A 23,069-nucleotide genomic window follows, 5' to 3' on the forward strand; every position below is an offset into this window, starting at 1 on the left:
CGATGAACACAACTGAAAAACAACGTACCATATCCAAAGAGGTTTCCCTCACCGGTGTTGGTTTGCATACTGGCGAGAACGTAACCATTAAATTTGTTCCCGCTCCTGAGGACCATGGCTATAAATTTAAGCGTGTAGATTTGGAAGGTGAGCCAATAATCGAGGCAGATGCCAATTACGTAGTGAATACGCAACGTGGTACAAACCTTGAAAAGAATGGTGTCAAAATACATACCTCAGAACACGTTTTGGCTGCTTTAGTGGGTTTGGAAATTGACAATGTAGTAATAGAATTGGACTCACCTGAACCACCCATTATGGATGGTTCCGCCAAGTTTTTTGTTGAAGCTTTGGAAGGTGCAGGAATTGTGGAACAAGAAGCCCTAAGGGAAGAATATGTTGTAAAGGATGTACTCAGCTATAAGGATGAAGCCACTGGAAGTGAAATCACAATTATACCAGCGGAGGAATATCAGGTGACTACCATGGTTGACTTTGGTACCAAAGTACTAGGAACCCAGAACGCAACATTGGATAAACTTTCCGATTTCAAAGAGGAAATTTCAGCTGCCCGAACCTTTAGTTTTCTACATGAACTAGAAATGCTTTTGGAAAATGGCCTTATTAAAGGAGGTGATTTAAATAACGCCATAGTATATGTTGATAAGGAGATTTCTGAGGCTACCATGAAAAAATTGGAAAAAGCCTTCAATAAGAAAAAACTTTCCGTAAAGCCAAATGGAATATTGGATAACCTAACCTTGCATCAACCTAACGAGGCTGCACGCCATAAGTTATTGGATGTTGTGGGTGATATTGCTTTGGCAGGCACGAGGATTCGTGGCAAGATTATCGCGAATAAACCAGGGCATTTTGTAAATACGCAATTTGCCAAAAAGCTTTCAAAGATTATTAAGCTTGAAAAAAGAAACAATGTGCCCAAGTATGATTTGAGTCAACCTCCTTTAATGGATGTTACCCAAATCATGAAGATGCTGCCACATAGGCCTCCCTTTTTGTTGGTTGATAGAATATTGGAATTGTCTGATTCCCATGTGGTAGGAGTGAAGAATGTAACTATGAACGAGCCATTCTTCGTTGGGCATTTTCCAGGAGCACCAGTTATGCCAGGTGTTCTACAAGTGGAGGCCATGGCTCAAACAGGAGGGATATTGGTCCTAAGTACTGTGCCTGATCCAGAAAACTACTTGACATTTTTCATGAAAATGGATAATGTAAAGTTTAAGAGACAAGTACTTCCTGGGGACACTCTAATTTTTAAATGTGATTTAATTTCACCCATAAGAAGAGGTATCTGTCATATGCAGGCTTATGCATATGCCAATGATAAGCTAGTTTCTGAGGCGGAACTTATGGCGCAAATCGTAAAATCCAAATAATCAACGTCTTATGAATCAACCGCTTGCTTATGTACATCCAGGTGCCAAAATTGCGAAGAATGTGGTTATTGAACCCTTCACCACTATACATAATAATGTTACCATTGGTGAAGGTACATGGATAGGCTCAAATGTGACCATCATGGAAGGTGCACGTATTGGAAAAAATTGTAATATTTTTCCCGGTGCCGTTATTTCAGCACCTCCACAGGATTTAAAGTACAAAGGCGAAGAAACCACCGTAGTCATTGGAAATGGAACCACCATACGTGAGTGTGCCACCATTCATAAGGGAACTTCAGACCGCATGAAAACGGTAGTTGGAAAGAATTGTTTGATAATGGCCTACTGTCATATCGCCCATGACTGTTTGGTAGGTAACAATTGTATTTTTTCAAATAATTCCACTTTAGCGGGCCATGTTACCATTGGTGACAATGTTATTCTTGCCGGATTAGTAGCGGTACATCAATTTGTGTCCGTAGGGCAGCATGCCTTTGTAACAGGAGGTTCATTGGTCAGAAAGGATGTGCCACCTTATGTGAAGGCAGCCAGGGAACCTCTTTCCTATGTGGGCATAAATTCAGTTGGGCTTAGAAGAAGAGGTTTTGAATCCGATAAGATCCGGGAAATACAGAACATTTATAGAATATTGTATCAGAAAAGTTATAATAATACCCAGGCCGTACAAATATTGGAAGCCGAGATGGAAGCGACTCAGAACGTGATGAGATACTTCAATTTATAAGAGATTCACAACGGGGTATCATGAAAGGTTACTTCAGTAATAGTTAATTATATTAATTTTGCAACTGCTAAATTTTGACTTAGCAGTTCATCATAATCATCATTTTAAGTAAATAATAGAATGGCATCTACATCAGATATTAGAAAAGGATTGTGCATTAGATACAACAATGACATCTATAAGATTATAGAATTTTTACATGTGAAACCCGGTAAAGGCCCAGCTTTTGTGAGGACCAAATTGAAAAGTGTTTCCACAGGAAAAGTTCGGACAATACGTTCTCTGCGGGACATAAGATTGAGGACGTTCGTGTGGAAACGCGATCGTATCAGTTTTTGTATGCAGAAGGGGAGACCTATCATTTTATGAATACGGAGGATTACAACCAAATCACTCCGGCAGAGGGGGCATTGGACGCTCCAGGTCTGCTAAAGGAGGGAGAAGTCGTAAAAATTATGTTCAATACGGAAGACAGCATGCCGTTATCTGTGGAGATGCCAGCAAGTGTAGTCCTTGAGATAACATATACAGAACCTGGAGTAAAAGGGAATACGGCAACCAATGCTACCAAACCCGCCAAAGTTGAAACAGGAGCGGAAGTCAATGTTCCTTTGTTCATTAATGAAGGTGATAAGATAAAAATCGATACATCAAGCGGTTCTTATATGGAACGGGTAAAAGAATAAAACTAGCTTCTTGAAATTTCCTACTACATTTTCCTTAAAACAAATTTCCGAGATCATAAAAACTGAGTATGTGGGTGATTCGGATTTCCCTGTATTGGGCATGAATGAAATTCATGTTGTGGAAAATGGGGATATAGTATTTGTAGACCACCCCAAATATTATGATAAAGCCTTAAATTCAAAGGCTACGGTAATTCTTATAAATAAAAAGGTGGATTGTCCGAAGGGAAAGGCCCTATTGATTTCGGACGATCCTTTTAGGGACTTTAATATACTAACGCAGTATTTCAGTCCTTTTGTGACTTCGGTTAGGTCAATTTCCAATACCGCTAAAATCGGTAAAAATACCATCATACAGCCCAATGTTTTCATTGGTAATAATGTGACGATTGGGGATAATTGTGTAATTCATTCCAATGTGAGTATATATGACAACTGTGTCATAGGAAATGGTGTAACCATACATGCAGGCTCAGTGCTAGGAGCCGATGCATTTTACTATAAAAACAGGCCGGAGGGCTTTGATAAACTATTATCCGGAGGAAGGGTAGTATTGGAGGATAATGTGGACTTGGGGGCATTGTGTACTATTGATCGTGGCGTTACTGGAGATACAACAATAGGAGAGGGATCTAAACTAGATAATCAGATCCATGTAGGTCACGATACCCTAATTGGCAAAAAGTGTTTGATTGCCTCCCAAACCGGTATTGCCGGTTGTGTGGTCATTGAAGACGAAGTTACGCTTTGGGGACAGGTAGGGACCAATAGTGGCATTACCATAGGTAAGAAAGCCGTAATCATGGGCCGGACCGGAGTTACCAAATCGGTGCCAGGTGGAAAAAGCTATTTTGGAACCCCCATAGAAGAATCCAGGGAAAAACTGAAGCAATTGGCCTACACCAAAAAAATTCCGGATATCATAAAAAAAATGGAGAACAAATAAGAAGCAGAATACTTTAGTATTCTTGGACAAACATATATTTTTGCAGAAATAAAAACCAAAGAGCAGTATGAGCGTTTTAGTAAATAAGGATTCCAAAATAATTGTACAAGGATTTACGGGTAGTGAAGGAACTTTTCATGCCGAACAAATGATTGAGTATGGCACCAATATCGTTGGAGGTGTTACTCCCGGTAAAGGTGGTCAGGAGCATTTAGGGAAACCTGTTTTCAATACGGTTAGTGAGGCTGTTGAAAAAGTTGGTGCAGATACTACCATTATTTTTGTTCCACCAGCTTTTGCTGCTGACGCCATTATGGAAGCTGCGGATGCGGGAATCAAGGTTATTATTACCATTACCGAAGGAATTCCTGTAGCTGACATGGTCATTGCGTCCAACTACATTAAGGATAGAAACTGCAGGCTGATTGATCCTAACTGTCCGGGTGTTATTACTCCTGGAGAGGCAAAAGTAGGAATCATGCCCGGTTTTGTTTTTAAGAAAGGTAATATCGGAATCGTTTCAAAATCAGGAACTTTAACCTATGAAGCAGCCGATCAAGTAGTAAGGCAAGGATTAGGAATTACAACTGCTATTGGTATCGGTGGAGATCCAATTATTGGGACTACTACGAAAGAAGCCGTGGAACTGCTGATTAACGATCCAGAAACGGAATGTGTAGTGATGATCGGCGAGATTGGTGGTCAATTGGAAGCTGATGCTGCTAAATGGTACAAGGAGAGTGGAAGTAAAAAACCCGTCGTTGGGTTCATTGCCGGTGAGACAGCACCTGCGGGTAGGACAATGGGGCATGCTGGAGCAATTGTTGGTGGTAGTGATGACACTGCCCAGGCAAAAAAGAAAATTATGAGAGAGCATGGCATACATGTAGTTGATTCCCCTGCGGAAATTGGTGCCAAAGTAAAAGAAGTAATGTCATAGGACAACTTTAAAATCTATATAAAATCCCGTATTAACGGGATTTTTTTTCGCCTATATACTTATATTTGATAAAGGACCTTACAAATAAATACAGATGAAACTTTTAGAAGGAAAAAATATCATAATAACGGGAGCAAGTCGTGGAATAGGAAAAGGGATAGCCAAAGTATTTGCTGAAAACGGAGCTAATATAGCTTTTACCTATAGTTCAAGCGAAGCTCCTGCCTTGGAATTGGAAAAGGAGCTAAAAGGCCTTGGAGTGAAGGCTAAAGCCTATAAAAGCAATGCAGCAAGTTATGAGGAAGCGGAAAATTTGGTGGCAGAAGTACTGAAAGACTTTGACGGTGTTATTGATGTGTTGATCAATAATGCAGGCATCACGAAAGACAATTTATTAATGCGTATGTCTGAAGAGGATTTTGATACAGTAATAGACATTAATCTAAAGTCGGTTTTTAATATGACTAAGGCCACACAACGTACTTTTTTAAAACAACGTAAAGGGTCGATTATCAATATGAGCAGTGTTGTTGGTGTAAAGGGTAATACCGGTCAGACGAATTATGCTGCTTCCAAGGCTGGTATGATTGGTTTTACCAAATCCGTTGCTTTGGAATTGGGTTCCGGAAACATTAGGTGTAATGCCATAGCCCCAGGATTCATCGAGACGGAAATGACTGAAAAATTGGACGAAAAAACGGTGCAAGGTTGGAGAGAAGGAATCCCCTTAAAGCGGGGTGGAACTACTGAAGATGTCGCAAACGCTTGCCTTTTCTTTGCTTCCGATTTATCAGCTTACATAACGGGTCAAGTGCTAAACGTAGATGGAGGTATGCTTACCTAAATCAAAAGCTATTTGAGGCTTCCCTCTGCATAATCACAAATTTTATTGATGCAAACTGAAACAGTTCTACTTATTATTTTGGCCGCTATTGTGGCCCTTTCAGTAGCATTGTTTCAGTATTTTTTTAGAAATAGTCGGCGGGGAAAACTTCAATTTTTGCTGGCATTTTTACGATTTTTTGGGGTTTTTGGAATCCTGTTGCTTTTGGTAAATCCTAAATTAGAGAAAACGACCTATACCATAGAGAAATCTTTCTTGACCATTTTGGTGGATAATTCCTCTTCCGTAAAGGACAGTGAAAATGTTATTAAATCGGTTTTATCAGCATTGGATGAGGCAGAGGAACTCAAAGATAGATTTACGATTAGTAAATATGCCTTCGGAGAGGTCATGGAACCTATGGATAGTTTGTCTTTTCAAGACAGGTTGACCAATATTAACAAGCCTCTTTACGATATCAATGAGGCGCACCGTAGAAAGCAGGGTGCGGTAGTACTCATTTCTGATGGTAACCGAGAACGTAGGTAGGGACTATACCTATAATTCAGGAACGAATTTGTCCGTTTATACGGTAACGGTTGGGGATACCACAGCTTATGAAGATTTGAGTATATATCCGATAAATACAAATACCTATGCCTTTCTTAATAATAAGTTTCCATTGGAAACCTACCTACGGTATCAGGGAACCGGTGAAATATCCACTCGTGTTACTATTCAGGTAGGGGAGCGGACCATTTTTTCTGAATCCATCCGTTTAACTGGAACCAATAATTTAAAAAATATCAATACGCTTATAGACGCCAATACAGTAGGATTAAAAAAAATCATAGTAAAGGCTTCGGAATTACCATCCGAAAGAAATGTCATAAACAATTCGCGTGAAACTATTGTGGAAGTTATAGATGAAAAGACGAACGTTGGGATAGTTTCTGAAGTTTTGCATCCTGATCTAGGGGCCCTCAAGAAGTCTATCGAAAGTAATGAACAGCGAAAAGTCGTTATTCTAAAACCAAATACCCCGGTGGAAGAACTGGATGAAATGGATATATTTTTCCTTTACGAACCTACAAGAAATTTTAGTTCCATATTTGAGTTCATTAAAAATAAAAAATCAAATTACTTAATCTTCACTGGTGTCAATTCCGATTTTAATTTCTTGAATCAAGTTCAGGAGGATTTTGAAATTGAATTGGGTTATCCATCACAAGAAGTATTCGGTAGATTGAATTCGGATTTTCCAAGTTTGATATTTCCGATTTTGATACAACGGATTTTCCTCCCTTAACCAGTGACGCAGATCCGATAGTAGTAAATTCTTTGCACGATATTTTATTGGATTCTGAAATAAGGGGAGTAAATATAAATTCTCCCTTGCTCAGTGTTTTTGGAGATGAATCGTGGAAAAAGGGCATTTGGATGGGTACTGATATATGGAGATGGAGAGCGCAATCGTATCGTAATAGCGGTGATTTTTCCAATTTCGATGAATTTATGGGTAAGTTGGTTCGCTATTTTACAGCAAACGGTCAAAGAGATAGGCTTAACCTAGAATACAATACTATTTTTGAAGGTAGCAATGCCGCGATAGTTACGGCCACCTATTTTGATGAAGCCTATTTGTTCGATCCCAATGCGACCTTGAACATTACCGTAGTTAATTCCGAAAATCAAAATTCATCAACAAGATTCATGGCGATTAGGAGTGGGTATTATGAAGCTGATTTGAGTAACCTTACGCCTGGTGCTTACGACTTTTCGGTAAAGGTAGAAGGCGAGAACATCTCTAAAAACGGTAGCTTTGTTATTTCTGATTTTGATTTAGAGAAACAGTTTGTGTCTAGTGATTACAATAAAATGGCCATGTTGGCAAACAACACCGGGGGTTCATCCATTTATCCAAACCAAATAGATGCTCTGATTGAGGACCTTAACTCCAACAACAACTACTTGCCTACCCGGAAAAGCATTGAAAATATCGTATCTTTGATAGACTACAGGATACTCTTGGCCATTATAGTTTTGGCCTTTACATTAGAGTGGTTCCTACGAAAATATAACGGACTAATTTAAACGAATACTGATGGACAAATTGCCCAAAATAGCTTTACCGGTAATATTTATTTTTATAGTGCTGGTCATATTAATTTCAAAATCCGCTGTTACCATAGGTTCCGGTGAGGCAGGAGTACTTTACAAGACTTTTGGAAATGGTGTAGTAACGGACGAACCTCCCATGGGTGAGGGTTTTCATATTGTAGCCCCATGGAACAAGGTTTTTGTATACGAGGTGCGTCAACAAGAGGTTTTTGAAAAAATGAACGTTCTTTCAAGTAATGGTCTAGATATTAAGTTAGATGCTTCAGCCTGGTTTCAACCTAAGTATAATGAATTGGGAAAATTGCACCAGGAAAAGGGGGAGGATTATATACAGCGTGTTTTATTGCCAACGATACGCTCAGCGGCACGATCTGTGGTGGGAAGATATACCCCGAACAATTGTACTCCAGCAAGAGAGACGCTATACAATCTGAAATCTTTGAGGAGACCAAAAAAATTGTGGATGACGAATATATTCAGCTCAATGAAATTTTGGTACGTGATGTTACTTTACCACCAACAATTAAAGATGCCATTGAACGCAAGTTGAGGCAGGAACAAGAGTCCTTGGAATATGAATTTCGTTTGATAACCGCAGAAAAGGAGGCAGAGCGTCAAAGAATAGAAGCTCAGGGTAAAGCGGATGCGAATAAAATTTTAAGTGCCTCCCTTACCGATAAGATCTTGCAGGATAAAGGTATCGATGCAACCTTAAAAATGTCCGAGTCACCAAATTCAAAGGTTGTGGTTATTGGAAGTGGAGGAGACGGGCTGCCTTTGATTTTGGGTAATAATTAATCATATAATAAGTGTACTTTGAATATTGAAATAAAAATAATCGACTTAAAAATTGTTATTTTTAAAACATATTCTTTTACACAAAAAAATTAAATTTTACTTTTACCACAGAATGAAGAAAAACAATACACATCATCATTTTTATACTTGCTCTCAAGCGAGGTAAAAGTGTATTGTAGTATTACAAACATATTTTAAAACCCGTTTGAGAAATCAAGCGGGTTTTGTTTTTGGCTTTAAGCCATTAAAAATAGTGCATGAAATGACAAAAATTAGAATAGCTATTCAAAAATCGGGAAGATTAAATGAGGATTCCCTTCAAATTTTAAAGGACTGTGGTATTTCCATTGATAATGGTAAAGACCAGTTAAAGGCATCCAGTAGAAACTTTCCTATGGAGGTTTTTTATTTGCGGAACGGTGATATCCCCCAATATCTGAGGGATGGTGTAGTGGATATTGCCATTATTGGTGAGAACGTTCTAATTGAAAAGGGAGAGGATATTTCTATTGCGGAAAAATTGGGCTTTTCTAAATGTAAAGTTTCTTTAGCGGTTCCAAAATCAGTTAAATACAAATCGATTCAAGATTTTGAAGGTAAGCGCATTGCGACATCCTATCCTAACACAGTGATCAATTATTTAAAGAAAAAAGGGGTAAAGGCCGAATTACACATCATTAATGGTTCTGTAGAAATTGCCCCTAATATTGGATTGGCAGACGCTATTTGTGATATTGTATCCAGTGGCAGTACCTTGTTTAAAAACAATTTGAAAGAGGTTGAAGTGATGCTGACCAGTGAAGCTGTTTTAGCTGTATCCCCTAAAATTTCCGAAGAGCGTACGGCATTGTTGAAAAGATTGCAATTCAGAATTCAATCCGTTCTTAGGGCCGTGAAAATCAAAATATGTGCTTTTGAACGCCCCAAATCAGAAATTATCGGAAATTTTGAGCCTCCTCCCTGGAATGCGTAGTCCAACGGTGCTGCCCTTGGCGGAAGAAGGTTGGAGTTCCGTGCATACGGTAATTGACAAGGATACTTTTTGGGAAGTAATCGATGAATTGAAAAAAGCGGGCGCCGAAGGAATTTTGGTATGTCCTATTGAAAAAATGGTACTCTGATGAACAAAATAGTGAATCCCGATAGGGTCGAATGGAAAGATATCCTAAAACGACCCACTCAAACCGTTGCGGATATCGAGGAAACCGTAAATACCGTTTTTTTACAAGTGAAAAAGGACGGTGATGCCTCCCTAAAAAGGTATACGGAGAAATTTGACGGGGTTTCCTTGGATTCCTTATTGGTATCAACAAGGGAAGTGGATGAAGCCAATGAAAGTGTTTCCAACGACTTAAAAAATGCCATACAATTGGCAAAAAAGAATATTGAGCAATTTCATAAGTCCCAAAGGACAGAAAGAGTCGTTGTTACTACAGCCCCAGGAGTAGAATGTTGGCAAGAAAAAAGGCCCATTCAAAAAGTTGCGTTATACATCCCTGGGGGCACCGCGCCCTTATTTTCTACCATATTAATGTTGGGCATACCGGCAAAACTGGCGGGTTGTACTGAAATTGTTCTATGTACACCCCCTAATAAAGAAGGAAAAGTAAATCCAGCAATTTTATATACGGCTACACTATGTGGAATTACCAAAATAGTTAAAGTAGGTGGTATTCAAGCCATTGCGGGTATGACTTTTGGAACGGAATCCATTCCACAGGTATATAAAATATTTGGACCGGGAAACCAATATGTGACGGTTGCCAAGCAGATTGCCACAAAACACGGTGTGGCAATTGATATGCCAGCTGGACCCAGTGAGTTATTGGTTTTTGCCGATGATTCTGCGAATCCATCTTTTGTGGCTTCCGACTTGCTGAGTCAGGCAGAGCATGGTGTGGACAGCCAGGTGATTTTGGTTTCGACTTCTGAAACAATGATAGGGAAAGTAGAGTTAGAAGTGGAAAAACAACTTGCCGACTTACCAAGAAAGGATATTGCCAAAAAAGCCATTGAAAATAGCAAACTGATATATATGCCCGATAAGGATTCGGCAGCGGATCTGATAAATGAATATGAATGAGAACATTATATTATTTGTGCAAAGGATGAAGATTTCTTTATTAATGCTATTGCCAATGCGGGTTCCGTATTCGTGGGCAATTATACTCCGGAAAGTGCGGGGGACTATGCTTCAGGTACTAACCATACGCTTCCTACCAACGGATATGCAAAACAATATAGTGGGGTGAATCTGGACAGTTTTATGAAAAGCATGACATTCCAAAAAATAAGTCAGAAGGGTATCAAAACAATTGATCCTGCCATTGAATTGATGGCAGAGGCAGAAGGTCTAGAGGCACATAAAAATGCGGTTACTCTTAGATTAAAAAGCTTAGAATAAGATTTTTGAGCATAGTTGAAATGACGAATGATAAAATAATAGGTGGCTGAGTGGAGTCGAAGCCACAATAGAGAAATGAAAAACAATTTTAAATTAGATAATATCACTCGTGAAAACGTAAAAAGGTTGAAACCTTATTCCTCTGCGCGGGATGAATATGTATCGGATGGTTCTAATATGATTTTTTTGGATGCCAATGAGAATCCCTTTGAAAATGGGGTAAATCGGTATCCCGACCCACAGCAGCGGAGTTTAAAAGCGGTATTGTCGACACAGAAAGGTATCTTGGAAGAGAATATACTTTTGGGGAATGGCAGTGATGAAGTGCTGGATCTGCTTTTTCGTGCTTTCTGTGAGCCAAAATCGGACAATATTATTACATTGCCGCCCACATATGGTATGTATAGCGTATTGGCCAATATCAATGTGGTAGAGAATCGAGAAGTGTTGTTATTAAAGCATTTTCAACCAGATGTTGACACGATTCTAAGGACTATTGATAATCAAAGCAAAATGGTTTTTATCTGTTCGCCCAACAATCCAACGGGCAACAGTTTTGATTCCGAACGTATCGAAAAACTTTTAAAATCATTCCATGGTCTCGGTAGTTATTGATGAAGCATATATTGATTTTTCCAACGAGGAAAGTTGGGTTTCAAAACTATCGGATTATCCAAATTTGATTGTAACACAGACTTTGTCCAAAGCGTATGGAATGGCTGGTATCCGTTTGGGTATCTGTGTTGCATCCAAAGAAATAATATCGGTTTTAAATAAAATAAAACCTCCGTATAATGTCAATGAATTGACACAGCAACGGGCTTTGGAGCGGGTTTTGAATGAGCAAAGAGTCAAGGATGAAGTTAAATCGATTCTAGAGGAGCGAAACAACTTGGTAGAGGAACTGGCAACCTTGCCCTATGTTGAAAAAGTGTATAAGACGGATGCCAATTTTATATTGACTTTGGTGGATGATGCCACTCAGAGGTATAATGAATTATTAAAAATGGGGATTGTCGTAAGAAATAGAACCACCCAGCCTTTGTGTGAGAATACCCTCAGATTTACAGTGGGTACCCCAGCGGAAAACAAAAAGTTACTTGACGCTTTAAAAATATTACCAAAATAATATGGAAAATAAAAAAAGAGTCCTTTTTATAGATAGGGACGGTACCATTATTAAGGAGACAGCTGACGAGCAAATCGATGCTTTCGAGAAAATGATTTTCTATCCGAAGGCGTTTACTTTTTTAGGGAAAATTGCCAAGGAACTGGATTATGAATTGGTGATGATTACCAATCAGGATGGCTTGGGAACGGATTCCTTCCCTGAAGAAACATTTTGGCCCGTTCATAATTTCATTATAAAATCCTTTGAAAATGAGGGGGTGGTATTTGATAAGGTTTTTCTAGATCGCACCTTCCCTCATGAAAATGCCAATACCAGTAAAACCAGGTACGGGACTACTTACCGGTTATTTCTCGGATAGCTATGATCTTGAAAACTCTTTTGTGATTGGTGACCGACTCACGGATATTGAACTAGCCAAGAATTTAGGCGCTAAAGGTATATACATTAACGACGAAACCAACTTGGGCACAGGTGAAATTACCGTAAAGCGGGAAGAATTGGATAACATAATTGCCCTTGAAAGCAATGATTGGGAAAAGATATATGAATTTTTAAAATTAAAGGATAGGACTGCTTCTACCCACCGTAAGACCAACGAAACCGATATTGACATCCAGTTGAATTTGGATGGAACCGGAAAAAGCGATATCACAACCGGATTAGCCTTTTTTGATCACATGTTGGACCAATTGGCCCGCCACGGACAGATGGACTTGAAGATTATGGTAAATGGTGATTTGGAAGTAGATGAACACCATACCATTGAAGATACTGGAATTGCCTTAGGAGAAGTATTTTACGCCGCATTAGGGAACAAACTGGGTATTGAGCGCTACGGATTCTGTTTACCCATGGATGATTGCCTAGCTCAGGTAGCGATTGATTTTGGTGGCAGAAATTGGCTGGTGTGGGATGCGGAATTCAAACGTGAAAAAATAGGGGACATGCCTACAGAGATGTTTCATCATTTCTTTAAATCATTTTCTGATGGGGCCAAAGCCAACCTGAACATTAAAGCGGAAGGCACAAATGAGCACCATAAAATTGAAGCTATTTTTAAAGCCTTTGCAAAGAGCATAAAAATGGCCGTAAAGAGAGATGTAGAAAAAATGGTATTACCATCTACCAAGGGGGTTTTATGAAAATTGTTATTATTAATTACGGGGCAGGTAATATCCAAAGTATCAAGTTTGCCATAAAAAGATTGGGGTACGAAGCTGTCTTAAGCAATAAGGCCGATGAAATTCGGAAGGCTGACAAAGTCATATTTCCTGGGGTAGGGGAAGCAAGTAGTGCCATTAAAAAACTTAGGGAAAGTGGGCTGGATGACTTAATTCCTAACTTAAAACAACCGGTTTTGGGAATCTGCTTGGGAATGCAGCTCATGTGCAATAGATCTGAAGAAGGCAATACAGTGGGATTGGGAATTTTTGATGTTGACGTCCTTCGATTTTCAAAAAGTGTAAAGGTGCCACAAATAGGTTGGAATCAAATTTCTGACCTAAAATCGGACTTATTTAAGGGTATCCAAGAAGAGAGCCATATCTATTTAGTCCATAGTTTTTATGCTCCCCTATGTAGTCAAACTATTGCTATTTCAAATTATGGATTGAAATATAGTGCTGGGCTAAAACATGATAATTTTTATGGAACCCAATTCCATCCTGAAAAAAGCAGTGACATAGGTGAGCGGATTTTGTCTAACTTCTTAGAATTGTAACATATGGACAGTTATTACATTTCAGAGGATAAGTCCATCCTACAAATCGACAAAATCCACAGCTTCATTTCCAAGGCTTATTGGGGTGAAGGAAGAACCTTGGAAGAAGTAAAACAGACCATTCATGGCTCTATGTGTTTTGGAATATATTCCCAAGAACATGATCAGATGGGTTTTGCTCGGGTAGTAACCGATTATATTTTTTTCGGATATTTTATGGATGTGATCATTTTTGAGAAATATCAAGGTAGTGGATATGGGAAAATTTTGATTGAGCACATGCTCGACCATCCTGTTATAAAAAAGTTGAAAACGGTTGCTTTAAAGACAAAGGATGCCCACTCTTTATATGAAAAGTACGGTTTTAATAAAATAGGGGATTCACCACTTTGGATGTCCATAGATAAACAAAAATTGCTATAAGATGAGGATAGTACCTGCAATCGACATTATAGAAGGTAAGTGTGTTCGCCTCTCAAAAGGTGATTATGAAACGAAAAAAATATACAATGAAAACCCTTTGGAAGTTGCAAAGGAGTTCCAAGACCACGGAATAAGATTTCTTCATTTAGTAGATTTGGACGGAGCGAAATCCAAGCATATTGTAAACCATAAAGTACTGGAGCAAATTGCATCTAAAACGGATTTAAAGATAGATTTTGGCGGAGGCTTAAAAACGGACGAGGATCTAAGAATAGCTTTTGAAAGTGGGGCAAACCAAATAACAGGAGGAAGTATAGCGGTAAAGAATAAGGAGTTTTTTTTAGGCTGGATCCAAAAACATGGAGCCGATAAAATTATATTGGGTGCCGATGCTTTGGATGAAAAGGTGGCCGTTTCTGGATGGCAGGAAGAATCGAATGAGGCATTGATACCTTTTATTCAAGGCTATCAAAAGGAAGGTATCTCCTACGTAATCTGTACCGATATTTCAAAGGATGGAATGCTACAAGGGCCCTCATTTCAATTGTACGAGAAAATACTTTTGGAAACTTCTCAGGAAAAACCTTTAAAATTGATTGCATCGGGAGGTATTTCATCCTTTGATGAACTCCCCAAACTTGCCCAATTGGGTTGTGAAGGAACAATTATTGGCAAGGCCATTTATGAAAATAGAATTACATTGAAACAATTGGAGAATTTTATTCAAAACCATGGATAAGGAAGCACAATTAATAGAGGAGCTTGTCAAAAATGCCTTGTACCGTATGGATGAAAGTACAAGGATGATTAAAAAAAGTTTAGAGGCCATTACAGAGGATGAAACCTGGCAAAAACCAAATGAAGCTCTAAATAGTATTGGAAATCTTGTGCTCCACCTTTGTGGTAATATGACCCAATATATTATTTCTTCCCTTGGTGATACAGAGGATATTAGAAATAGGGATGAAGAATTTAATACGCAAGGGGGGCTTACCAAAAATGAGTTGGTCAAAAAATTAGAGGATACCGTGGATGATGCGAAGAGGGTTATTTTCGATGCCGGACTGAGCAATTGGTAAAAATTCGTTCTGTTCAAGGGTTTTCCTTCTCTGGTGTAGGGGTTATAATGCATGCCGTGGAACATTATTCCTATCATACAGGGCAAATAGCCTTTTGGGTGAAACTATTGAAAAATAAGGATTTGGGATTTTATGACGGAATGGATTTGAATACGAAAAATGAATAAGATCCTATATTAGATACGTGCGATAGACAGAATAGCAGTTACTATAGAATTATGCTTGCAAAAAGAATTATACCTTGTTTGGATATAAAGGATGGAAGAACCGTAAAGGGAGTCAACTTTGTGGATCTTAGGGACGCTGGTGACCCTGTGGAATTGGCCGAAATATATAGTCGCGAGGGGGCCGATGAATTGGTCTTCCTGGATATTTCCGCTACCGAGCAAAAAAGAAAAACCTTGGCAGAACTGGTGTATCATGTGGCCGAAAAAGTGAGTATTCCGTTTACCGTTGGTGGTGGTATTTCCTCAGTAGAAGATGTGGATATTTTGCTACAGAATGGGGCAGACAAAGTCTCCATTAATTCTTCGGCTGTAAAAAATCCTCAATTGATTAATGATCTGGTCGCCAAATTTGGTTCCCAATGTATTGTCGTTGCCATTGATGCCAAGCAAATAGAAGGGGAATGGATGGTCCATTTAGTAGGGGGTAAAGTACCCACAGAGCGTAAATTATTTGAATGGGCCAAGGAAGTCGAGCAGCGTGGTGCAGGTGAAATCCTGTTTACCTCTATGAATTCACGATGGTACCAAGGATGGTTTTGCAAATACCGCATTGGCACAATTATCAACCGATTTGAATATACCCATCATTGCCTCCGGAGGTGCAGGAAACATGCAACATTTTATCGATACCTTTAAGAAAGGAAAGGCCGATGCAGCTTTAGCCGCCAGTGTATTTCATTTTAAGGAAATAAAAATAAAGGATTTAAAAGAGGAACTTCAAAACGAAGGTATTCCAATAAGGTTGTAGAGCATATGAAGAAAATAGGTCTTATAGGTGGAATTACCTGGCAATCGACCCAATTGTATTATCAATATTTGAATGAAGCCGTGAATAGAGAAATGGGCGGTTCCCATTCCTGCAAGTTGATATTGGAGTCAGTAGATTTCGAGGAGATATCCCAAAAGCAAAGTAAAGGTGATTGGGATTCCCTGAACAGGGAATTTGCTGAAATTGGGAAAAGATTGGAAGTAGCAGGGGTTGAAATTATCCTAATTGGGGCTAATACCATGCACCTTTGTTCGGAAAGTATCAAGGAAGCAACGAACATCCCTTTACTACATATTGCTGAGGCCACGGGTGAAGCTATTGTTTCCAAGGGTATGGATAAAGTGCTATTGTTGGGGATCAAATATACCATGGGACTGGATTTTTATAAGGATATCTTAAAAACTAAATTTGATATATCCACCCTAGTTCCATCGGAAGCCGATCAGGAATTGGTGCACGGTATTATTTATAAAGAGCTATCCAAGGGCATTATATCGCCAGAATCAAGAAGGGTATACCGAATATTATTAAAAAAGCGGAAGATTTGGGTGCTCAAGGGGTCATTTTAGGTTGTACTGAAATCCCTTTGTTGATACAACAAGAGCATTGTGATATTGCTACCTTTGATACCACCAAGATACATTCAGAAGCTGCCGTGAGATTCGCATTGGCCAAATAAAGATTTAAAATGGAAATAGATTTTAATAAAAACACAGATGGTTTGGTTCCTGCCATTATTCAGGATGCTAGGACTAAAAACGTACTAATGTTGGGTTATATGAATGATGAGGCTTTGCATAAAACCCAAGAGAGCGGAAAAGTTACTTTTTATAGCCGAACCAAAAATCGTTTATGGACAAAGGGAGAGGAAAGTGGCAACTTCCTTCATGTGATTGACATAAAGAACGATTGTGATAATGACACTTTATTAATATCGGTACAGCCTGCGGGTCCAACGTGCCATACAGGAAGTGATACCTGTTGGAATGAGAAAAACAACACCAATTTTGGATTCTTTACAGAATTGGAAAATACCATTGCACAAAGAAGGGAGTCGGGCCTTGAAGATACCTCCTACGTCGCTTCCCTTTTTCAAAAGGGGATCAACAAAATAGCCCAAAAAGTAGGGGAGGAAGCTGTGGAGACCGTCATAGAAGCCATGGATAACAACGATGATTTGTTTTTATACGAAAGTGCTGACCTACTTTTTCACTATTTGATTCTTTTGCAGGCGAAAGGGTTTGGTCTAAAGGATATTGAGACCGAATTAATGAAAAGGAAAAAGTAGCCGGGAAGGATTCACTTGCCCAATTTTAAAATGCGGAAAGCACCTTGAACCACTAACACAAAAACAATTGTACCAATTACTAAATCAGGTTTATTGGAGTGTAACCAATGGACTAGGACTCCGGCCACAATAACCCCTAAGTTAATTATGACATCATTTGAGGTAAATATCATACTGGCTCTCATGTGCGCCTCATCCTTGCTCTTTGATTTTTGTAAGATATACAGACAAATTCCATTGGCAATCAATGCAAAGATGGACACTATGATCATGGTGGTAAAATCGGGAAGTTTTTCGGTTCCAATAAACCTCCTGATTACTTCAACAAAACCGATTAGAGCAAGAATTATTTGAAAATAACCGGCAAGTTTTGCGATATTTTTCTTTCGGATTATAGAGCCGCCTACTGCAAAAAGACTGATACCATATACAAAACTATCGGCAAGCATATCCAGGCTATCGGCCACGAGTCCCATGGATTTGGAGAATATGCCAGTAGTCATTTCAATTAGGAAAAATGAAAAATTAATCCACAACACGATCCATAACAGCTTTTTCTCGTGTGTGTCCTCTGTAAATTCAATTGACTCTGTGTTCTTTGACGAAATTATATTTCCACCTAGCCTAAGTTCTAAAATGGCTTTTTCTATTTGTTCAATTTCTCCAATGTGAAATATGTTAAGTGTCCTATTTTTAAGATCGAAATCTAAATGTCTGATATTGGAAAAACCATCCAATTTCATTCGAATAAGATTTTCTTCCGATGGGCAATCCATCTTAGGAATTTTAAAAACCGATTTTTTCATTGAAACAGTTGACACAGAAAAACGTTTAGTTTATAAAATCTAGGTGAGGTAAGTCCAACATTCAATTTTAGATAGAAGCATCAATGTAATTTATATAGGAATTAATTTATCTCCCTTGCCCTAATATTTTTAAAATACACACGTTGGCCATGATGCTGGAACATGATGTGCCCTTCCTCATAGGAATGGAAATTAGGGTTTTCCTTGAATTTACTATTGTTCAGTAATTCTTTCATTTCTGGGCTATTCATTTCAAATTCGATGACCTTCTTTCCATTAAGCCAATGCTCCACATGCCCATTATTGTGTAGTAACCTTGCTTTATTATATTCACCAATAGGCTTAAGTACTTTATTAGCGGGTTTTATCAAATCATAAAGGGAACCAGCCGACCGAACGGCAAGGGTATCGTAAAAATTTTCATCGTCCAAGATCTGTATCTCATAATTGTCCAACCAGTTTGGACTATTTCCATTTCCGGCTTCCATGGAAAGGTCCTCCTGCATGTGAAAGAAAACTCCTGAATTTGCTGCGGTATCCACCGCCCATTCATATTCCAGTTCAAAGTCCCTAAAACGTTGCTTGGTGACCAAATCCCTATTTGTCGTATCCGGGTTGGCAATCAAGGCACCGTCTTCTACATACCAGATTCCCTCCGGAAACGTATCTATACCATAGCCCCTAAGAGCCTCGGTAGAGCTTCCATCAAAAATCATAACCCAATCATCTTTTGTAGTTGTTTGTGGTTCCTTCTTTTGCTTTCTCGGTATCACAGGAATAAATGCACAAGAATATAAGGGATGCTGCTACTAATTTTTTCATTATACTACGGGTTTTTGTTTTATCGTAATCGTTATAGGTTATCCATAATTTGGGTTTCGAAGCCATCTATGCTATGGGTATTCTTATTCTTCCAATATTCCTTTATTTTGTCCTCACCCTGATTCTCAGCCCGAGATATTGAGCGTATTTCGTTCTTCTTTATAATCCATAAAAGGTACCGCAAAACCACAAGAAGTTTGGACTAGGTCAACCTCCATTTCAATAATTTGTCCGGCACCAGGATTCTTCGGAAATAGATGGGAATATTTGTCGTACTGATTATCTCGCCTATGGTAAATGTGGGCATTGCCATATAGCCTTAAAATCATAGGTTTTCCTTCAAAAGCACAAAACATAATGGTCATTCGGTTGTTCTGTATCAAATGAGCCGCCGTTTCATTGCCGCTTCCCGTAAGATTTAGCCATACCACCTTGTTTTTGTCAATAACCCTAAAACTATCCGTTCCTTTTGGTGAAAGGTTCACTCTACCTTCAGAAGCTGCGGTAGCCACAAAGAATATTTTTTGATTTTCTATGAAAGATTTTTGTTCCGACTGTATTGCCTCAAATTTTTTCCCCATTTACTTTTTTTTAGAAATTTCAGCGATTAAATCAACCTCTACCTGTGCAGTGGGTTCGTACAGTCTATCTATTTGAACCCAGGTGGCCGCAGGGTAATCACCTCCATAAAACTTCTTTCGAACCTCATTGTTTTCTTTCATGGCTTCTATATCCGTTGTGTAAAGCGTTTCCTTGACCACATCCTCAAAAGTGGCACCGTAGGCACTTAAACACCTAGATAGCGTTTCGTAGAGTTGGGTAATTCCCTTGGTACTAATCTCATTACTTGGGATACCGGAAATATATAAGGTGTTTCCTATTTTAACTACTTGGGCATACCCTGCATTCTCATTTTGCTTGCTTGGGCTGTCCCAATGCCATTTCTCCTTTACGATGCTTTGTTCGGTTTTTGGCATTTGATTTCCACAGGAAATCAATAGGGCGCAAAAAACAACGGAAATTGCGATTACATTTCTCATCTCATCTTAAGGTTTAGGAACATTGTGGAAACGCATTAAAGCCACATCATTGGATTTGAGTACCAGTTTTCCATCTGAATCTATTTCGTATGTATCTATCTTTTGCATCATATTCAAAAACACCTTTTCCCCCTCGCCACAATACATCAAAGTGGATGATCCTGGTTGGCCAAAGGAAATATTGTTGCCATCCAAAGAAAAATCTGCTGAATAGCCATTGCAACTATTTGTACCTTGGGCTTTACTGTTTTCCTTGTCAAAGGAGATCCTAGGTTTTTTATTGGGATATAATCCGTTGAAGGCAATCCTAGGCCCCGATATATACTCCAGTTCCCAGGCACCATTGAACATCGCATCGTTGTTCATATTTTTGGTACTTGAACAGGCAATAAGGTTGGTGACCAATATGATCGATAAAATAAAGAGGCAATTTCTCATTTGCGATAGTTATAGGGTTATTTCCTAATCTTAGGATCAAATTATCAAATAATTCATAAATAGAAGTTGATAAGTCCTAATTATTAAAACTTTTATTTATTCATTGTATGTCCCTATCAGTTAATCATGCCAGTTATGGAATTATTTTCGATTTCGTATTTTTAAGTGGACATCACTAAATGAATCACCTATGACGATATTAAATAAGATTAAATGGGTATTGGGTATCTTAATGATTTTTGTCCTAATAATCGCAACGAACCTAATAGATAGGAACAATTTTTTAAGGGTAAAGGATTCAGTAATTACTATATATGAGGACAGATTGGTAGTGAACGACATCATCTTTGAGTTCGCTCAATATGTTCAGGAGAAAGAAATAGCCATGATTTCTTTAGATTCTGCCTTCTATGGGAAAAGAAATAACGAAATCAATGATAAGATCCAAAATTTGATCATTCGATATGAAGAGACGAAACTGACTAAAGAAGAGGATAAAGTTTTCAGTAATTTCAAAGAAAATTTGGAAGATTTGGAGACCCAAGAAGTAACTTTCGTTCAATCCGATTTTTCTGAAAAGGAATCTCTACAGTCTATAATCGATGAAGTACAGGAGAATCTACATGACCTTTCCAAAATTCAATTAAGCGAGGGAGGTAGACAAATGAACATTAGCAAAAAAGCCGTGGATGCCGTAGAGTTGTTTACCCGTTTAGAAATTTATGTATTGATTTTTCTAGCTGTATTGGTACAAATCATTATTCTGTACAACCCTAAAAAAAGTTCTTAGTTTTTTATTAATACTGAATCGAGAAGCTATCAAATATAGCTTGATTGTCATTTGAACTGGTATCCTTTCTAACCTGCAGACCTGCTTTCATACCGGAAGACCACCAAGCAAGGTTTTCCCCGTTGGGAGCCTTGAGAGTTTTCCATTGTTTGTTATCAGTACTATACTGCATATCAATAGTATTGTTTGGGTTCATAGCTACTTTTAGCCATACCCCATTTTTAAAAGTGGGCAACTGTTTTGTGACAATTTCATTATATGAACCATCCTGTACTTTCCAAATCACAATAGTGCCATCCTTTAAACCCAATCCCAAACTGTTGTTTTTGGTCGTATAAAGTACAAGACCTTTGAGGGCTTTGTTTACGTTTAAAACCTTGGTAGAAATTTTAAAGTAGGCATCATCCGGTATTACACACAAAACGGTTCCAGTGGGATTTTCTGAATCGGGCTGTGATTCAGAAAGGGTCAAGCGATTATTCTTTATTTCTGCGGTGAAGGGATTGTTCTTAACATTGTACTTCCACTTATATCCCGCATTATCTTCCTTAAAATTATCTATAAAATCATGCGTTACCCTGTTCCCATTGACCACATCAGGTTCAACCCTAAACGAAGGCCAACCTGTTTCTTCATTCCAATAGAGTCTGCTCAATAGGGCGGCCCTTCCCAAACGCGGAAAACCCTTGGTATTATAACCATGATAGAGATAATACCAATCATCGTTAAAGGTAGTAGCCGTACCGTGTCCCGGACATTTCCACTGGGAATTTCCGGATAGGATAGGGTTCAAATCATGTTTTTCCCAAGGTCCTTTGATACTTTTTGCCCGTGCAACCCCTACCATATAGTCACAATCCTTTCCACAGCAGGCGTTACCGGAATACAACATGTACAGAAAATCATCCCTTTTTATAATGGCCTGTCCTTCAATTCCGCCCTTTTCCCAGTTACCTTCCTCAGCGGTCACCAAATTAAAATGGTCTCCAATCAGGGAAAGGCCGTCCTTGGATAACTCCGACCCCAGGATTTGTATGGGTTTGTCCGGTGTAAGCCCATAAGCCTTCCACGTAATGTATATTTTGTCATTTTCCTGAAATACATAGGCATCTATGGCTTCGTCTCCCCAATCTATGAGTACACCCATATCCTTGAAACCTTTTGCGATATCCTTGGTTGTTGCAACGCCAATTTTGGAGATTCCATCAGTTCCTCGGGCCGTATAATAACAATAAAATGTACCGTTCATATAGTACAGTTCAGGGGCCCAAAAACTTCCCATTGTCCATTTAGGATTCGTTTCAAAAACGGCACTTATTTGTTCCCAATGTACCAGAGTCCTTTGATGTATAGATAGGGTAGATAGGGGCCCAATCTCCGGTGGTTCCTGTAGCATAGTAAGTACCTTCTATTTCTATAATGGATGGGTCGGGCAGTTCGCCCGGTATCACCTGAAACTGTTCCTTGGTCATTTGTGCACCAAGGTGTACAGAAAAAGTAAGGAGCAGAAGTACTAGTTTATTTTTATCCATTGAAAACATAACCGTGCGTTTTCTTTAAAAATAACACATGTAACAACTTGGCTCCTCCATTTTGTACAAAATGGGGTTTATATTCATGAATTTGAGTTATTAGAGCGTATTCAGTTTTTTGCACACTAAGCTACAAC

General features: G+C 38.8%; 21 protein-coding genes and 8 pseudogenes. 22 read left to right on the forward strand and 7 right to left on the reverse strand.

Annotated elements, in window-relative coordinates:
- Nucleotides 1-2: 2 nt before the first annotated feature.
- The 21 genes and pseudogenes from NYZ99_RS08940 (at nt 3) to hisIE (ending at nt 17,504) form a co-directional block, all read left to right on the forward strand.
- Nucleotides 3-1,400 carry a bifunctional UDP-3-O-[3-hydroxymyristoyl] N-acetylglucosamine deacetylase/3-hydroxyacyl-ACP dehydratase gene (locus NYZ99_RS08940; protein ID WP_260574949.1) on the forward strand — a complete coding sequence of 466 codons (1,398 nt, stop codon included), beginning with the start codon at nt 3-5 and terminating at the stop codon, nt 1,398-1,400.
- 10 nt (nt 1,401-1,410) lie between these two features.
- A pseudogene (gene lpxA / locus NYZ99_RS08945) lies at nt 1,411-2,195 on the forward strand (acyl-ACP--UDP-N-acetylglucosamine O-acyltransferase).
- Between the two features lie 73 nt (nt 2,196-2,268).
- Nucleotides 2,269-2,834, forward strand: a pseudogene (efp, locus tag NYZ99_RS08950) (elongation factor P).
- 10 nt (nt 2,835-2,844) lie between these two features.
- On the forward strand, nt 2,845-3,780 hold the full coding sequence (locus tag NYZ99_RS08955) for a UDP-3-O-(3-hydroxymyristoyl)glucosamine N-acyltransferase (RefSeq protein ID WP_260574950.1): 936 nt from the start codon (nt 2,845-2,847) through the stop codon (nt 3,778-3,780).
- A gap of 67 nt (nt 3,781-3,847) precedes the next feature.
- Entirely contained in the window at nt 3,848-4,720 is an 873-nt protein-coding gene (gene sucD, locus NYZ99_RS08960; protein ID WP_260574951.1) for a succinate--CoA ligase subunit alpha, read from the forward strand.
- A 94-nt stretch (nt 4,721-4,814) separates the two neighbouring features.
- Nucleotides 4,815-5,564, forward strand: coding sequence for a 3-oxoacyl-[acyl-carrier-protein] reductase (fabG, locus tag NYZ99_RS08965; RefSeq protein WP_260574952.1), 750 nt, complete (start codon nt 4,815-4,817; stop codon nt 5,562-5,564).
- A gap of 48 nt (nt 5,565-5,612) precedes the next feature.
- On the forward strand, nt 5,613-6,092 hold the full coding sequence (locus NYZ99_RS08970) for a hypothetical protein (RefSeq protein ID WP_260574953.1): 480 nt from the start codon (nt 5,613-5,615) through the stop codon (nt 6,090-6,092).
- Nucleotides 6,070-6,852 carry a hypothetical protein gene (locus NYZ99_RS08975; RefSeq protein WP_260574954.1) on the forward strand — a complete coding sequence of 261 codons (783 nt, stop codon included), beginning with the start codon at nt 6,070-6,072 and terminating at the stop codon, nt 6,850-6,852. Before NYZ99_RS08970 ends, NYZ99_RS08975 begins: the two co-directional genes overlap by 23 nt.
- 32 nt (nt 6,853-6,884) lie before the next feature.
- Entirely contained in the window at nt 6,885-7,637 is a 753-nt protein-coding gene (locus NYZ99_RS08980) for a hypothetical protein (protein WP_260574955.1), read from the forward strand.
- Between the two features lie 10 nt (nt 7,638-7,647).
- Nucleotides 7,648-8,462, forward strand: a pseudogene (locus NYZ99_RS08985) (prohibitin family protein).
- A gap of 262 nt (nt 8,463-8,724) precedes the next feature.
- Nucleotides 8,725-9,583 (forward strand): annotated as a pseudogene (gene hisG / locus NYZ99_RS08990) (ATP phosphoribosyltransferase).
- Nucleotides 9,583-10,866, forward strand: a pseudogene (hisD, locus tag NYZ99_RS08995) (histidinol dehydrogenase). Before hisG ends, hisD begins: the two co-directional pseudogenes overlap by 1 nt.
- A 75-nt stretch (nt 10,867-10,941) precedes the next feature.
- A pseudogene (gene hisC, locus NYZ99_RS09000) lies at nt 10,942-11,995 on the forward strand (histidinol-phosphate transaminase).
- Nucleotide 11,996: 1 nt separating this feature from the next.
- A pseudogene (hisB, locus tag NYZ99_RS09005) lies at nt 11,997-13,140 on the forward strand (bifunctional histidinol-phosphatase/imidazoleglycerol-phosphate dehydratase HisB).
- Nucleotides 13,137-13,718 (forward strand): imidazole glycerol phosphate synthase subunit HisH, encoded by a 582-nt coding sequence (hisH, locus tag NYZ99_RS09010; protein WP_260574956.1) that lies wholly within the window; start codon nt 13,137-13,139, stop codon nt 13,716-13,718. The pseudogene hisB and the gene hisH overlap by 4 nt, the downstream one beginning before the upstream one ends.
- Before the next feature lie 3 nt (nt 13,719-13,721).
- Complete coding sequence (locus NYZ99_RS09015; RefSeq protein WP_260574957.1) at nt 13,722-14,141, forward strand: GNAT family N-acetyltransferase; 420 nt, start codon at nt 13,722-13,724, stop codon at nt 14,139-14,141.
- Nucleotide 14,142: 1 nt separating this feature from the next.
- Nucleotides 14,143-14,880 carry a 1-(5-phosphoribosyl)-5-[(5-phosphoribosylamino)methylideneamino]imidazole-4-carboxamide isomerase gene (hisA, locus tag NYZ99_RS09020; RefSeq protein WP_260574958.1) on the forward strand — a complete coding sequence of 246 codons (738 nt, stop codon included), beginning with the start codon at nt 14,143-14,145 and terminating at the stop codon, nt 14,878-14,880.
- Nucleotides 14,873-15,220 (forward strand): DUF1572 domain-containing protein, encoded by a 348-nt coding sequence (locus NYZ99_RS09025; RefSeq protein WP_260574959.1) that lies wholly within the window; start codon nt 14,873-14,875, stop codon nt 15,218-15,220. Before hisA ends, NYZ99_RS09025 begins: the two co-directional genes overlap by 8 nt.
- A gap of 218 nt (nt 15,221-15,438) precedes the next feature.
- A pseudogene (gene hisF / locus NYZ99_RS09035) lies at nt 15,439-16,195 on the forward strand (imidazole glycerol phosphate synthase subunit HisF).
- Between the two features lie 5 nt (nt 16,196-16,200).
- Nucleotides 16,201-16,785 (forward strand): aspartate/glutamate racemase family protein, encoded by a 585-nt coding sequence (locus NYZ99_RS09040; RefSeq protein ID WP_260574960.1) that lies wholly within the window; start codon nt 16,201-16,203, stop codon nt 16,783-16,785.
- A 119-nt stretch (nt 16,786-16,904) separates the two neighbouring features.
- Nucleotides 16,905-17,504, forward strand: a complete 600-nt coding sequence (gene hisIE, locus NYZ99_RS09045; RefSeq protein ID WP_260574961.1) for a bifunctional phosphoribosyl-AMP cyclohydrolase/phosphoribosyl-ATP diphosphatase HisIE — start codon at nt 16,905-16,907, stop codon at nt 17,502-17,504.
- A gap of 11 nt (nt 17,505-17,515) precedes the next feature.
- Here the strand turns inward: hisIE and NYZ99_RS09050 are convergent, their stop codons facing one another.
- The 5 genes from NYZ99_RS09050 to NYZ99_RS09070 all read right to left on the reverse strand — a co-directional run bounded on the left by NYZ99_RS09050 (nt 17,516) and on the right by NYZ99_RS09070 (nt 20,610).
- A complete protein-coding gene (locus tag NYZ99_RS09050) occupies nt 17,516-18,310 on the reverse strand; it encodes a cation efflux transmembrane domain-containing protein (protein ID WP_260574962.1) in 795 nt (264 codons plus the stop codon).
- A 101-nt stretch (nt 18,311-18,411) separates the two neighbouring features.
- The gene (locus NYZ99_RS09055; protein ID WP_260574963.1) at nt 18,412-19,026 is read right to left on the reverse strand and encodes a 3-keto-disaccharide hydrolase; all 615 of its coding nucleotides are present in this window, start codon (nt 19,024-19,026) and stop codon (nt 18,412-18,414) included.
- A 231-nt stretch (nt 19,027-19,257) separates the two neighbouring features.
- Nucleotides 19,258-19,713 (reverse strand): pyridoxamine 5'-phosphate oxidase family protein, encoded by a 456-nt coding sequence (locus NYZ99_RS09060; protein WP_260574964.1) that lies wholly within the window; start codon nt 19,711-19,713, stop codon nt 19,258-19,260.
- Nucleotides 19,714-20,172: a RidA family protein gene (locus tag NYZ99_RS09065; RefSeq protein ID WP_260574965.1), complete on the reverse strand. Its 459-nt coding sequence runs from the start codon at nt 20,170-20,172 to the stop codon at nt 19,714-19,716. It lies immediately after the preceding gene.
- Between the two features lie 6 nt (nt 20,173-20,178).
- Nucleotides 20,179-20,610, reverse strand: a complete 432-nt coding sequence (locus NYZ99_RS09070) for an META domain-containing protein (protein ID WP_260574966.1) — start codon at nt 20,608-20,610, stop codon at nt 20,179-20,181.
- Nucleotides 20,611-20,800: 190 nt separating this feature from the next.
- On the opposite strand from NYZ99_RS09070, the gene NYZ99_RS09075 reads away from it, so the two are divergent.
- Nucleotides 20,801-21,400 (forward strand): MCP four helix bundle domain-containing protein, encoded by a 600-nt coding sequence (locus NYZ99_RS09075; protein WP_260574967.1) that lies wholly within the window; start codon nt 20,801-20,803, stop codon nt 21,398-21,400.
- A gap of 7 nt (nt 21,401-21,407) precedes the next feature.
- On the opposite strand, the gene NYZ99_RS09080 is transcribed toward NYZ99_RS09075, so the two are convergent.
- The gene (locus NYZ99_RS09080) at nt 21,408-22,796 is read right to left on the reverse strand and encodes a glycoside hydrolase family 43 protein (protein WP_260574968.1); all 1,389 of its coding nucleotides are present in this window, start codon (nt 22,794-22,796) and stop codon (nt 21,408-21,410) included.
- Nucleotides 22,702-22,941 carry a hypothetical protein gene (locus NYZ99_RS09085; protein ID WP_260575335.1) on the reverse strand — a complete coding sequence of 80 codons (240 nt, stop codon included), beginning with the start codon at nt 22,939-22,941 and terminating at the stop codon, nt 22,702-22,704. Before NYZ99_RS09085 ends, NYZ99_RS09080 begins: the two co-directional genes overlap by 95 nt.
- Between the last annotated feature and the right edge of the window lie 128 nt (nt 22,942-23,069).

The sequence above is a fragment of the Maribacter litopenaei genome, assembly GCF_025244665.1.
Classification (GTDB): Bacteria; Bacteroidota; Bacteroidia; order Flavobacteriales; family Flavobacteriaceae; genus Maribacter; species Maribacter litopenaei.